This window comes from Halosolutus halophilus (genome assembly GCF_022869805.1).
GTDB lineage: Archaea > Halobacteriota > Halobacteria > Halobacteriales > Natrialbaceae > Halosolutus > Halosolutus halophilus.
Genome location: NZ_CP094974.1, coordinates 4,424,129 through 4,436,920, shown reverse-complemented (window position 1 = coordinate 4,436,920; position 12,792 = coordinate 4,424,129). Strand labels below are relative to the sequence as shown.

Annotated in this window: 11 protein-coding genes and 1 pseudogene; 8 read left to right on the top strand and 4 right to left on the bottom strand. The window is 67.6% G+C overall.

From position 1 onward, the window contains the following. Positions 1–13: 13 nt before the first annotated feature. From MUG98_RS21860 to MUG98_RS21850, 3 genes are all read right to left on the bottom strand, one after another. A complete protein-coding gene (locus MUG98_RS21860) occupies positions 14–166 on the bottom strand; it encodes a hypothetical protein (RefSeq protein ID WP_265109534.1) in 153 nt (50 codons plus the stop codon). A gap of 99 nt (positions 167–265) precedes the next feature. Beyond that, complete coding sequence (locus MUG98_RS21855) at positions 266–1,441, bottom strand: MFS transporter (protein WP_265109533.1); 1,176 nt, start codon at positions 1,439–1,441, stop codon at positions 266–268. A 135-nt stretch (positions 1,442–1,576) separates the two neighbouring features. After that, the gene (locus MUG98_RS21850) at positions 1,577–2,527 is read right to left on the bottom strand and encodes an aminoglycoside phosphotransferase family protein (protein WP_265109532.1); all 951 of its coding nucleotides are present in this window, start codon (positions 2,525–2,527) and stop codon (positions 1,577–1,579) included. Between the two features lie 159 nt (positions 2,528–2,686). Here MUG98_RS21850 and MUG98_RS21845 point away from each other — a divergent pair, with 159 nt between their 5' ends. The 6 genes and pseudogenes from MUG98_RS21845 (at position 2,687) to MUG98_RS21820 (ending at position 9,495) form a co-directional block, all read left to right on the top strand. Beyond that, entirely contained in the window at positions 2,687–3,697 is a 1,011-nt protein-coding gene (locus MUG98_RS21845; protein ID WP_265109531.1) for an asparaginase, read from the top strand. A gap of 177 nt (positions 3,698–3,874) precedes the next feature. Further along, positions 3,875–4,150, top strand: a pseudogene (locus MUG98_RS21840) (SDR family oxidoreductase); the annotation flags it as partial. A 137-nt stretch (positions 4,151–4,287) separates the two neighbouring features. Next, a complete protein-coding gene (locus tag MUG98_RS21835; RefSeq protein ID WP_265109530.1) occupies positions 4,288–5,880 on the top strand; it encodes a spermidine synthase in 1,593 nt (530 codons plus the stop codon). Between the two features lie 323 nt (positions 5,881–6,203). Then, the gene (gene hemB / locus MUG98_RS21830; protein ID WP_265109529.1) at positions 6,204–7,217 is read left to right on the top strand and encodes a porphobilinogen synthase; all 1,014 of its coding nucleotides are present in this window, start codon (positions 6,204–6,206) and stop codon (positions 7,215–7,217) included. A gap of 67 nt (positions 7,218–7,284) precedes the next feature. Next, positions 7,285–7,413 carry a hypothetical protein gene (locus tag MUG98_RS21825; RefSeq protein WP_265109528.1) on the top strand — a complete coding sequence of 43 codons (129 nt, stop codon included), beginning with the start codon at positions 7,285–7,287 and terminating at the stop codon, positions 7,411–7,413. Positions 7,414–7,842: 429 nt separating this feature from the next. Further along, positions 7,843–9,495: an ammonium transporter gene (locus tag MUG98_RS21820; protein WP_265109527.1), complete on the top strand. Its 1,653-nt coding sequence runs from the start codon at positions 7,843–7,845 to the stop codon at positions 9,493–9,495. Positions 9,496–9,545: 50 nt separating this feature from the next. Here the strand turns inward: MUG98_RS21820 and MUG98_RS21815 are convergent, their stop codons facing one another. Continuing rightward, entirely contained in the window at positions 9,546–10,466 is a 921-nt protein-coding gene (locus MUG98_RS21815) for a DMT family transporter (RefSeq protein ID WP_265109526.1), read from the bottom strand. 156 nt (positions 10,467–10,622) lie between these two features. On the opposite strand from MUG98_RS21815, the gene hemL reads away from it, so the two are divergent. Together hemL and MUG98_RS21805 are read left to right on the top strand one after the other, a co-directional pair. Further along, on the top strand, positions 10,623–11,969 hold the full coding sequence (gene hemL / locus MUG98_RS21810) for a glutamate-1-semialdehyde 2,1-aminomutase (RefSeq protein WP_265109525.1): 1,347 nt from the start codon (positions 10,623–10,625) through the stop codon (positions 11,967–11,969). 136 nt (positions 11,970–12,105) lie between these two features. Further along, positions 12,106–12,780: a hypothetical protein gene (locus tag MUG98_RS21805; protein ID WP_265109524.1), complete on the top strand. Its 675-nt coding sequence runs from the start codon at positions 12,106–12,108 to the stop codon at positions 12,778–12,780. Positions 12,781–12,792 lie beyond the last annotated feature (12 nt).

The window sequence follows — 12,792 nt, the reverse complement described above, 5'->3', positions numbered from 1 at the left end:
GTCGATTTTCACGTTACGCGAGCACGCGAAACTCCGTTCCGCCACAGGGACAGCCGTCGGTACACCCGATCGAATGGACGGCGTCATCCGCCGAGAGCCAGACTGCCATCGCCCGGCCGCAGTCCGTACACCGCGCAGCCCCTCTCGGTCGTTGCTTCGTGGCCATCGCCGAGGGATACCCCGGTAGCGTACATAACGCGTTCGTGACTACGAGCGGAACACGCGGCCCGTTGTTCCAGTCGAAACAACGGCGTCAGAGTCGGGATCAGTAGCCGAGCGACAGCGCCCAGTTGACGGCGAGCGCACAGAACACGAGCGCGAGCAGTGCCGCGAGCACGGCGAAGGCGACGCCCCAGCCGAAGACGTCGGCCAGCACGCCGGTCACGACCGAGCCCAGTGCGCCGACGAAGCCGTAGACGCTCCTGACGAGGCCGAAGCCGGCACCCCGTTCGGCCTCCGAGAGCGCGTCCATGAACCGCGGCAGCAGGGCCGCACCCCAGCCGAGGCCGGTGCCGATCAGCAGGACCGCCGCGCCGAGCGCGATCGGTCCCGGGACGGCGACCAGCAGGGCGAACCCGGACGCGGCGAGGACCATACAGCCAGCCGTGGTGACGTCGCGCCCGTACCGATCGGAGGCCGCCCCGACGCCGACCTGCGTGATCGCCTGCACGACGAAGTAGCCCGCGAAAACCACGCCGGCGAGTTCGGTCGACTGGCCGCGGTGGGCGACCAGGAACGTCGGCAGGAACGAGGAGGTCGCCTGCCAGACGAACGCCCCGAGGGTCGCGAGCACGACGGGGAAGGCGATCTCCGGGCGGGAGAGCAACGCGACGACGGGCCCGAGTTCGAACCGGTCGCGCATGGGCTGGTCGGGCCGGCGCGGCTTCGTCGGGCGGATCCGCCACGCGAACAGCACGGCGACCGGAACGGCCATCACGGCACCGATCGCGACCGCCGGCCGCCAGCCGTACCGGACGCCGATCCAGGCCGCGATCGGCGGGGCGATCAGGCCGGCCGCGGGACCGCCGCTGTTGTGGACGCCGATCGCGGTTCCGAGTTCGTCGTAGGTCCGGGCCAGCAGCGTCGTCGCGACGCTGTAGTGGAGTCCGGCGACGCCGCCGAGGGCGATCGTGCCGACCACGAAGAGCGCGAACAGCGGCGCGCGCGAGAGGAAGAGGCTCGCGATCGCGGTCCCGCCGACGGCGACGAGGATCACCGGGCGCTCTCCGAAGCGATCCGCGAGGACGCCGCTCGGGAACTGGGCGGCGAAGTAGGCCATCCACATGCCCGTGAGCGCGACGCCGATCACCGAGTTCGAGACGCCGAACTCGTCGGTGATCAGCGGGACGACCGGACTGATCGACAGCCGACCGACCATCGTCGCGAAGAACGCGAGCGTACACAGCGTCAGGACGGTCTCGCGATATCGCCAGCGGATCATTCGCGTTCGAGTGCCCTCGTCTCGTCGTCACCTTCCAGTCGGTACACGCGTTCGTCTCTCAGTCACCGACGCCGACCAATGAGGGTATTGATTCGCCGGTCGCCCCTGAGTGGAGCCACTCCCCGGCGACAGCACCTACTCGAGTCGATTGCGAAGCGACTCGAGTTCGGACCGGGCCGCGCTGGCGAGGGATTCGGCCCGTCGATCGGCGGTCGCTCGCGTCGCCCACTGCTGCTGGCAGTACAGCGATCGCAGGTAGGTTACGGCAAGCACGGCCCGGTAGACGTCGCCGCGACGGGAGAATCCGTCCGGCAGCGAGCGAACTGATTCGTACCCCTCCCGGAAGGCACGGCGTGACCCCTCCGGTACCGTCCGGTCGGGATTCTCGAACGTCGGCATCGCGGTCGCCCAGTAGTCGTACTCGGCCGCACCGACGAGCGCGTGTTCGAAGTCGATCACGCAGGCGATCTCGCCCTCGCTCACGCCGACGTGTTCGGGCAGATAGTTGCCGTGGACGAGAACCGGGTCGCCAGCACCCGCGAGGGCGTCGGGTCGATCGCGAAGAAATCGCTGGACCTCGGTCGCGACGTCTGCGTATCCGTACGGGTCGAGGAACGCCCGACACTCCGCGAGTAGCGTACACAGGGTATCGGCCCAGCTACCGGACGCCTCGAGGTCGAGTCCGTCCGCGTCGGACCCGAAGACGCCGTGTGACGCGAACGCGGTTTCCGCGTGGAGCGTCGCGAGACCCTCGCCCATCGCTCGAGCAGTTGCCGGGTCGAGCGTCGGATCGGCGGGTTCGCCAGCCGCGCCGCCCGGCGCGCCGTCGTGCCACTCGGCGACGAAGTGACGAGGACCGTCGTCGATCACCGACGGGACGGGAATCGACGTCGCCCGGTCGACGTACTGGATGACGCGGGCCTCCGTCGCCGGATCCGCGTCAGGGCCGCGAGCGAGTTTGCAGACTGCTCGCCGTCCGTCGAGGGTGACCTCGTAAACTGCGTGTGGCGGGACGGCGTGTAGTTCACGAACGACGGCGTAGTCGTCAGCGATCGATTCGAGCGCGCGGTGAACGTCTCGTGTCATAGCAGTTCGCCGCGTGACGTGCGACGATCGGCCGGAGAACGGTGCCGCAGCTCCGGCCGGAGAAAGCGACGCGTCGAACCTACGGGGAGACGCGACAAAAATCCACGTGGTCCGCCCCATCGCGTAGCGACTTACTGCCTCGGGACGAGAGGAACGGGTATGCCACACGTTCGAGTCGTCAGCACGGGCGGAACGATCGCGAGCACCTCGAGCGGGGACGATACGGGGAAGACCCCCTCGGAGTCGGGAGACGACCTCGTCGAGGCCGTTCCGGAACTGGGCGACCACGCCACGATCGACGTCGACGACGTCTGTCAGGTCTCGGGCTTCCAGATGGGCTTCGAGAACGCCGGACGGATCGTCGACGCGGCCGAACGCGCCGCGGACGAGGGCGCGGACGGCGTCGTCGTCACCCACGGCACCGACACGATGGCCGAGTCGGCCTACTACTGCTCGCTGGTCGCCGAGACAGACGTCCCCGTCGTCTTCACGGGCGCACAGCGACCCTTCGATCGGCTGGGAACCGACGGCCCGACGAACCTCCTCGCGGCGGTTCGAGCCGCCGGTCACGATCGGTTTCGAGACGCTGGCGGGAGTTACCTCGCGTTCAACGACGCCGTCCACGCCGCCCGCTGGGTCGTGAAATCGCACACGAGCAAACTCGAGACCTTCCAGTCGCCCGACGCGGGCCCGGTTGCGGAACTCACCCCGGACGGGTTCCGGTTCCTCCGCGAGCCAGGACGCGACGTCGATCCGATCCCGGGCGCGCGAATCGACCCCGACGTCCGGGTCGAACTCGTCACGAACGCGATGGGCGTCGACGGACGACGGGTCGAGCGCGCGCTCGAGGACGGCGTCGACGCCGTCGTCGTCGCCGGAACCGGCCTCGGGAACGCGACCGGCGAACTCGGCTCGGCGCTCGAAGACGCGATCGGCGCGGGCGTTCCGGTCGTGCTCACGTCGCGCTGTCACGCCGGGGCGACGGCCGGGCTGTACGGCGGCCCCGGCGGCGCGAAGACCCTGCTCGAGGCGGGCGCGATCGCGGGCGGCGATCTCCCGCCGTGGAAGGCCCGAATCAGGGCTGCACTTGCGGTATCGACGACCGATACCGGGACGAGCGTCACCGAACGGGTCCGGGTGGCGTTCGAGGGCGTCGAGTCGATCGCCTGAGCCGCGACCCGGTAGACCCACCGTGACGCAAAGACACATCAATAGCCGTACATTCGTGGCGAACGAGAGGACAGCATGGCACTCGACACGGAGTCCACACCCGCCCTCCTCGCGGAGACCAGCCTCGCACCCGATCGGGTCGCGGCCCTCTCCGGGCGGGTTCGTTCCGACAGTACCGACGCGATCGCCGACGCCGCGGGCCACCGCGCCGTGTCGGTGCCCGGGACGAAACCGATCGCGAAGCGCCTGCTGGCGGCCGCCGCGACGCGGGGGATTCCGGCCGACCCGGCGACGATCGACTACCTCGATCACCCGACGCGCTACGCCTGTCCGAACACCCGTCGGGCGCTCGCGGGCACCGGGATCGAGTGTCCGACGTTCGAGTCCTACGTCGACGACCTGGTCGCGTTCGTCCGCGAGAATCCGAATATCGGCGACGAAGCGATGGTCTGACGGCGCGATTGCGATCGACGGGAGTCGATCGGTCGCGGATCTCGAACCGCCACGAACGCCACCCCTTCGTCGGTCGACGGACGGGCGGGAGTATCGCCCGTAGCTTTAGTAATCCACTCTCCATTTGTACCGACCGAATGGCCGCATTCAACACCCGGGAGCGGTTCTCGCTGACCAGAGCCGAGGTGGCGGTTTTCGTCTCCGGCGTCGCCAGCATGGGACTGGAGATCCTGGCCGGCCGCATCGTCGCGCCACAGTTCGGCAGCAGCATCTACACGTGGGGAACGATCATCGGCGTCTTCCTCGCCGCGCTCAGCCTGGGCTATCATCGCGGCGGGAAGCAGGCGGCCGTGAACGCGTCGAACGAGCGGCTGGCCGTGCTCATGCTCGGCACCGCCGCGTACGTCGCCGTGTTGATCTTCGCGGGCGACCTGCTGTTGCGATCGATGGCGGGGTACCCGCTGCCGAGTCGGCTCGCGTCCCTGCCGGCCGTCACGATCCTGTTCGGTCCGCCGACGTACCTGCTGGGGTTCATCAGCCCGTACGGCGCCGAACTCTCCCGGAAGGAGGATATCGGCGAGGCGTCGGGACACGTCTACGCCGTCGGCACCGTCGGCAGCATCCTCGGGGCCTTCGGGACGACGTACTTCCTGATCCCGACGCTGACGGTCGATCAGATCGGGCTCGTCTTCGGGCTCCTCCTGGTGGGCACGGCGCTGGCGCTTACGCTCCCCGAGATGGAGTGGCGGCCGGCGGTCGCCGTCGCCGGCGTCACCGTGCTGCTCGTCGGGGCCGTCGTCAGCGGTCCGGCCGGGATCGCCGTCGAGGGCCGGATCGTCCACCAGACCCAGACGCCCTACCAGGAGCTACAGGTCGTCGATCGGGGCGACACGCGGACGCTCTACCTCGACGGCCACCGCCACAGCGCGATGGATCTGGACGACCCCGACCGCCACGTCTTCGACTACACGCGGTACTTCCACCTCCCGTTCCTGGCGGCCGACGATCCCGACGACATCGATCGCGTGCTGTTCATCGGCGGCGGCGGGTTCACCGGCCCGAAGCACTTCGCCGACGAGTACGACGTGACCGTCGACGTCGTCGAGATCGACCCCGACGTGATCGACGCGGGCAAGGAGTACTTCGGCGTCGAGGAGTCCGAGAACCTGACCATCCACAACGGGGACGGCCGGCAGTTCCTCCGGAACACCGACGAGACCTACGATCTGATCGTCCTCGACGCCTACAAGAAGGACAAGGTCCCCTTCCAGATGACCACCGAGGAGTTCATGCAACTCGCCAGCGATCGGCTCTCGCCACAGGGTATGTTCCTCGCGAACGTCATCTCGGCGCCTCGCGGCCCCGCCTCCCGGTTCTACCGCGCCGAATACAAGACGATGAACCGGGTCTTTCCACAGGTCTACAGTTTCCCGACCTCGGGGTCGATCGTCGTCCAGAACATCGAGGTGCTCGCGACGAAAGACGAGACGCTTCTCACGGAGGACGAACTCCGCGAGCGCAACGAGCGCCGCGACATCGGCATCGACCTGCGCGACGAGGTCGGCAACTACGAACGCTCGGCCGAAACGGACGACGTCCCGCTCCTCCGCGACGACCACGCGCCGGTCGACAGTCTGCTCGATCCGATGGTCGGTCAGCGGTACGTCGTCGAGGAGACGCCGGACGACGGTGAGGCTGCCGACGAGGACGCCGAGGCCGCAGCAGGATGAACGACGAGGCGTTCCGTCCCACCGGTCCGCGTCCTCGCCGTTCGTCGAATACGTCGAAGCGTTCGAGAAGGCGCCGGCGAACCACGCTGAGACAGGCCGGGTTCGGGCCACGCCTGGGAGGCAGACCTGGGCGACGACGGAGTCGTTTACGCGGTCGACGAGACCGGCGTGACCGGAGTCGACTTCGACGAAGCACACGCCCTGGAGCGGGGCGAGTTCGAGTCTCGGGCGCCCGACCCGCTCGATCAGGGGGGAGTTTGGTTGCCACCTTCGAGTGAGTCCGCGAGCGAGGCGTTTTTGCGCCCACCGACGAATGCTCGCGTATGGATCTCACACATCGTCCCCGGCGGCTTCGACAGGACCGGGTTCGCGGCCTCGTCAGCGAGACGAGCGTCGATCCCTCGGATCTGATCGCACCGGTGTTCGTCGACGCGACGACCGACGAACGGGTCCCGATCGAGTCGATGCCCGGCCACGATCGGGTGCCGATCGAGGAGAGCGTCTCCCGCGTCGAGGAAGTCCGCGAGACGGGCGTGGAGGCGGTGATGCTCTTCGGCATCCCGGAGTCCAAGGATCCCGAAGGGACGCGTGCCTGGGCCGAAGACGGAGTCGTCCAGGAGGCGACGCGACGGATCAGCCGGGAGACGGACGCCTACGTGATCACGGACGCCTGTCTCTGCGAGTACACCGATCACGGCCACTGCGGACCGCTCGAGGAGGAACTTCGGGGCGAGGCCGTCGCGGAAGGCGGCCCCGCCTGCGAGCCGACGCTGACGGTCGACAACGACGCCACCCTCGCGTCCCTCGAGAAGATCGCCGTCTCCCACGCCGAGGCGGGTGCGGACATGATCGCGCCGAGCGGGATGATGGACGGGATGGTCGCCGCCATTCGCGCCGCCCTCGATCGCGAGGGGCACGAGCACGTGCCGATCATGAGCTACGCGGCCAAGTACGAGAGCGCCTTCTACGGCCCGTTCCGGGACGCCGCCGACGGCGCACCCGCCTTCGGGAACCGCCGACACTACCAGATGGACCCCGCGAACGCCCGCGAAGCGATGCGAGAGGTCCGACTCGACGCCGAACAGGGGGCGGACGTGCTGATGGTCAAACCCGCGCTGCCGTACCTCGATATCGTCGGCGCGGTCCGCCGCGAGTTCGATCACCCCGTGGCGGCGTACAACGTCTCCGGCGAGTACGCGATGCTCCACGCCGCCGCCGAGAAGGGGTGGCTCGACCTGGAAGAGGTGGCGATCGAATCGCTGCTGTCGATCAAACGCGCGGGTGCGGACCTGATTCTGACCTACTTCGCCGAGGACGTCGCCGAGCAACTGTCCTGACGGGGCGGCCATCGATCACCACTATCGTCCCGCCCGATCGGACCGAGTTCAGCCCTACAGGTGCTCGATGGTGAGGCCTACCGTCTACGAGGCCGCCGAAACTGTCGCCGATCTCTCCGTCAGCGACGCGGCCGGAGCCCTCTCGACGATCGATCGGCCGATCTCGGTCGGTGATCGGACCTCGTTCGATCGCTGATCGAGCACGACTCGATCGCGAATTCGGACGAACGTCCAGCGGCCGATCGGCGGTGCCTCGCGGGCGGCAACATCTACCGCGCGAGAGCCGAATCGCATCCTTTGAAACCAGATCGAGGCCGTTTCGTGGCAGTATACTCCGAAAATGGGTTTACAAACGAGGAATATATACCAACGAATCGAAAAATACACAAAATTCAACACCCTTATACACATTACACTACCTCTAGATCTGGTCGGTTGACCCTATTACATCGAGATAATTATGCGTTTGTCAACGCTAACCCTTATATTAGACAAGTTCATCGGAGCTATACGTGAATCAGAAGACATCCATGGAGTCGAGTAGCCCAGAGATGGACGTGCGTCTACAAACGTTCGATCGTTCTGCGATCGATCGCAGAACGGACACGACGGAGGTGAGCGGGTGATGGAGTCGACGCTCTTGCAGTCGGATCCGGAGATGCTGATCGAGGCGATCAACAACACGTGGATCCTGGTCGCCACGTTCCTGATCTTCTTCATGCACGCCGGCTTCGCCATGCTCGAGGCGGGGCAGGTGCGCTCGAAGAACGTGGCGAACCAGCTGACGAAGAACCTGCTGACCTGGAGCGTCGGCGTGACGGTGTTCTTCCTGATCGGCGTCGGGGTCGAGAGCGTCGTCGCCGGCGGTAGCTTCGAACCCGCGTTCACCGGTGACGCCAGCAGCTGGATCGGCTGGCTGTACGGTGCCGTCTTCGCCATGACTGCGGCGACGATCGTCTCCGGGGCGGTCGCCGGTCGCGCGAAGCTCCGCGCGTACGTCACCTACACCTTCCTGCTGGCCGCGGTCATCTACCCGGTCGTCACCGGGATCACGTGGGCCGGCGGACACATCGAGACGCTCACCGGGACGCCCTTCGCCGACTTCGCGGGCGGGATGATCGTCCACGGCATGGGCGGCATCGCCGGTCTCACCGCCGCGTGGGTGCTCGGCCCGCGCATGGACCGCTACAACGACGACGGCTCCGCGAACGTCATCCCCGGTCACTCGCTGACCTTCGCCGTCCTCGGCACGCTGATCCTCGCGTTCGGCTGGTATGGCTTCAACGTCGGCACCTCCGCCATCGTCGGCGAGGGCGCGTTCCTCGGCGACCAGCTCGGCCGCGTCGCCATGACCACCACGATTTCGATGGCCTGCGGTGCGATGGGGGCCGGATTCGTCGCCTGGCTCAAGACCGGCAAGGTCGACACGCTGTACGTCGCGAACGGACTGCTGGCCGGTCTCGTCGGCATCACCGCGATTCCCGACACCGCCGCCTGGTGGGGCGCGTTCGTCGTCGGCGGGCTCGCCGGTGCGCAACTCCCGATCGTCTTCGAGTTCGTCGAACAGAAACTGAAGATCGACGACGTCTGTGCGGTGTTCCCCGTCCACGGCTCGGCCGGGATTCTCGGGACGTTGCTGTTCCCGTTCGTCGCCGCACCCGGCGTCGTGGACAGCGTCGCGAACGCGTTCGTCGCGCAGGTCGCCGGCGTCCTCATCATCACCGCGTGGACGGTCGGTGCGACCGCTCTCATCTGGTTCGCCTTCAAAGCTGTCGGACAGGCTCGCGTCACGCCCGAACACGAACGCGACGGACTCGACGTCTCCGAACACGGCGTCGACACCTACCCCGAGTTCGGTAAGCCAGAGGTCGCGACCGACGGCGGGACGGCCGGAACCGAGGTGCTCCGTCCCGACGGCGGCAACCCGAACGGCGGCGAGATCAAGATGGTCACCGCCATCGTCCGTCCCGATCGCCTCGGCGCGATCAAGACGGCGCTGGCGGACGCCGGAGCCCCCTCGCTGACCGTCACGAACGTCTCCGGGCGCGGCTCCCAGCCCGCGAAAAAGGGGCAGTGGCGCGGCGAGGAGTACACGGTCGATCTCCACCAGAAGGTCAAGATCGAGTGCGTCGTCGCGGACATCCCCGCGGAGGACGTCGTCGACGCGATCAGCGAGGGCGCACACACCGGTGAGCCAGGCGACGGGAAAATCTTCGTCACGCCCGTCGAAAGCGCGTACCAGATCCGGACCGGCAAAACCGGCACGGACGCGGTCTGATCGAACGCGACGATCCTCGTCGCGAATCTACCGTCGCTCTTTTTCGCGCGTCACCGATCCACTTCGTGGCCCGCCCGCGGCCCCCTCGAGACGAGTCGCGCGAGCGCCCGCCGCTTGACCAGGGCGAAGCCGACGGCGACGACGACGAATCCGACGACCGTCGACGGCGCGAGCGGTTCTCGAAGGACGAGCCAGCCGACGATCGCGGCGAAGACCGGTAACAGGTACGTGACGAGGTTGATCTCGATCGAGCCGAGTCGATCGAGCAGGTCGAAGTACAGCAGGTAGCCGAGGCCGCCGGCGACGGGAACGAGGTAGACGAACGCGACCGCCGCGGCCGGCGTCCAGTCGATCGACTGCGGTTCCCCCAGTGAGACGCTCGCACCGTGCAGGACCGGTGCGCCGACGAGCATCATCCACCCCTGGAGGGAGGCGATCGGGAGTCCGGTCCGGGTTCGCTGGGTAACGACCGACCCGAGCGCGAACGCGATGGCGGCGGCGAAAACGAGGAGGACGCCGAGCGATTCGGCCGTGTACAGCGCCGCCGGGTCCGGATCGGACACGATCGCCGTCCCGAGGAAACCCAGCCCGAGACCGACGGTACCGACGACGCCGAGGCCGGTACTCGGGAGCAGCGCGCGCGAGAGCCCCGCGGTGAGGATCGGCACCGTCGCGACGACGACGGCGGCGACGGCGCTCGTGACGTACTGCTGGCCGGCGAACAGCAGCGCGTGATGGAGCGCGATCAGGAACACGCCGCCGGCGAGGACTCCGGCCCACTCCCCGCGACGGGGACGGATGCGATGGCCACGGACGGCGGCGTACCCCAGCACGAGGATCGCCACGGCGTCGAATCGAAGGGCAGCGAACAGGACCGGGGGAACGACGTCGACGGCGACGCGGACGGCCGGAAACGTCGATCCCCAGATCGCAGCGACGAGCAGGAACAGAACGGGCATTCGATAGCGCATACGGACAGTATCCTGCGGATCGGCGAAGCACGGGTTTAACCGCACTGATCGCGCGACGGCGATCGACCCTCGCGCCGCGATGTCGATCGGGCTCCGATCCCGCGACGGCGATCGAACCTCGGTACTACTTTGCCGTCCCATCGCAAAGGCCCGCGCATGAACGACGACAATTCACGTGACCTGTACGACCGGGCCCTCTCCGTGATGCCCGGCGGCGTCAACTCGGCCGTCCGTGCGGCGATCGAGCCGTACCCGTTCTTCGTCCAGAAGGGCGACGGTGGGCACGTCATCGACGCCGACGGGAACCGGTACGTCGACTGGGTGATGGGGCTCGGTCCGCTGCTGCTAGGCCACGACCTGCCGGAAGGCGTGCGGGCGGCTATTCAGCAGAAGTCCAGCGAGGGGCCGATGTACGGGACGCCCACGGAGATCGAGGTCGACCTCGCGGAGTTCGTCGTTCGACACGTCCCGAGCGTCGAGAAGATCCGGTTCGTCAACTCCGGGACCGAGGCGACCGTCTCCGCGGTCCGCCTGGCGCGGGGCTACACCGGCCGGAACAAGATCGTCGTCATGCAGGGCGGCTACCACGGGGCCCAGGAGTCGACGCTCGTCGAGGGTGACGCGGACGATCCCGCGCCCTCGTCGGCCGGCATCCCCCAGTCGTTCGCCGAACACACCCTCCCGGTACCGTTCAACGACGAGGACGCCGTGCGCGAGGTGTTCGAGGAGCACGGCGACGACATCGCGGCCGTTCTCGCCGAGCCGATCCTGGCCAACTACGGGGTCGTCTACCCCGAAGAAGGATACCACGAGTTCCTGCGCGAGATCACCGACGACCACGGCTCGCTGCTGATCTTCGACGAGGTGATCACCGGCTTCCGGGTCGGCGGCCTCGGCTGTGCCCAGAGCGAGTTCGGCGTCACCCCCGACCTGACGACGTTCGGCAAGATCATCGGCGGCGGCTTCCCCGTCGGCGCGATCGGCGGCCGTGCCGAGATCGTCGAGCACTTCACGCCGTCGGGCGACGTCTTCCAGGCCGGCACCTTCTCCGGACACCCCGTCACGATGGCCGCCGGCCTCGAGACCCTGCAGTTCGCCGCCGAGAACGACGTCTACGATCACGTGAACGGCCTCGGCGACGACCTCCGCAGCGGCCTCCGGGACATCGTGGCCGACCAGGCACCGAGCTACACGGTGACCGGCACCGCCAGCATGTTCAAGGTGATCTTCACTCGCGAGGGGCCCGGCGCGGGTTCGCTCGAAGAGCAGTGCGAAGCGGGCTGTCGGCAGGACCCGACCTGTCCGCGCTACGACTACTGCCCGAAAAACGCCGCGGACGTGAAACACGCCGAGACCGAGCGCTGGCGACGGGTCTTCTGGGGCCAGATGAGAGACCAAGGGATCTTCCTCTCACAGAACCAGTTCGAGTGCCAGTTCGTCAGTTACGGCCACACCGCCGAAGACGTCGAAGAAACCCTCGAAGCGTACAAAGAAGCACTGTAGCGGACGCCGTACGCGAACACGCGTAGCGATCGAGCCAGGGTCGACCCGCGATCGAACGGCCCGAATTGAAACGGGATCGCTGTGTCCGATACACGTAACCGACGGCGGTCGAAACGTCACGTCGGCTGATATTGCAATGACGACGAGCCTCGACGCGATCGACTGGGGGCGGGCCATCGAGCGACTCTGCTTTCTGTTCCCGCCGGTGGTCGGCGTCGGCCTGATCGGCGTCGTCCGGGAGGCCGATCCCGGCGTGCCGTTCCTCGAACGCGGACTGGTGCTGGTCAGTACGTTCGGCTACACGCTCCTGACGATCGCGCTCGTCGGCGCGCTCGTCGTCGACGCCCGCCGGATTCGTCGCCGGGGCGGCGTCAGCAGCCACTGGAAACCGAGCCCGTGGCTCAACGCCGCGTTCGCGGCCGTCTGGGCCCCGATCGCGGGCGTATTCTACCTCTACCGGCGGCACAAGCGGTTCGGGACGAAACCGGGGTGGTCGGGCTGGTGGCTCGTCGTGGCGGCCTCGTTCGGAGCGACGGTGATCGGGGCCGTGATCGCGATCGTCGCGTTCGTCTTCGCGCTTCCGGGACTGCTCTCGACCGCGGTCGGGCTGGCCGGCGCGATCGCCTTCGGCGCGTTTCCGGTCGCGATTCACCAGGACGCCGCCTACGTCTGTACCTACGGTGACGACTGGCGGCCGAATCCGGGACTGTACCTCGGGATCGCGTTCACGAGCCTCTCCGTCCCCCCGTTACAGCCGATCGTGGCGGGCTACTACCTCACCAGGCGACGCAAGGCGGTTGAAATCACCTAAAGACCCGGTCCC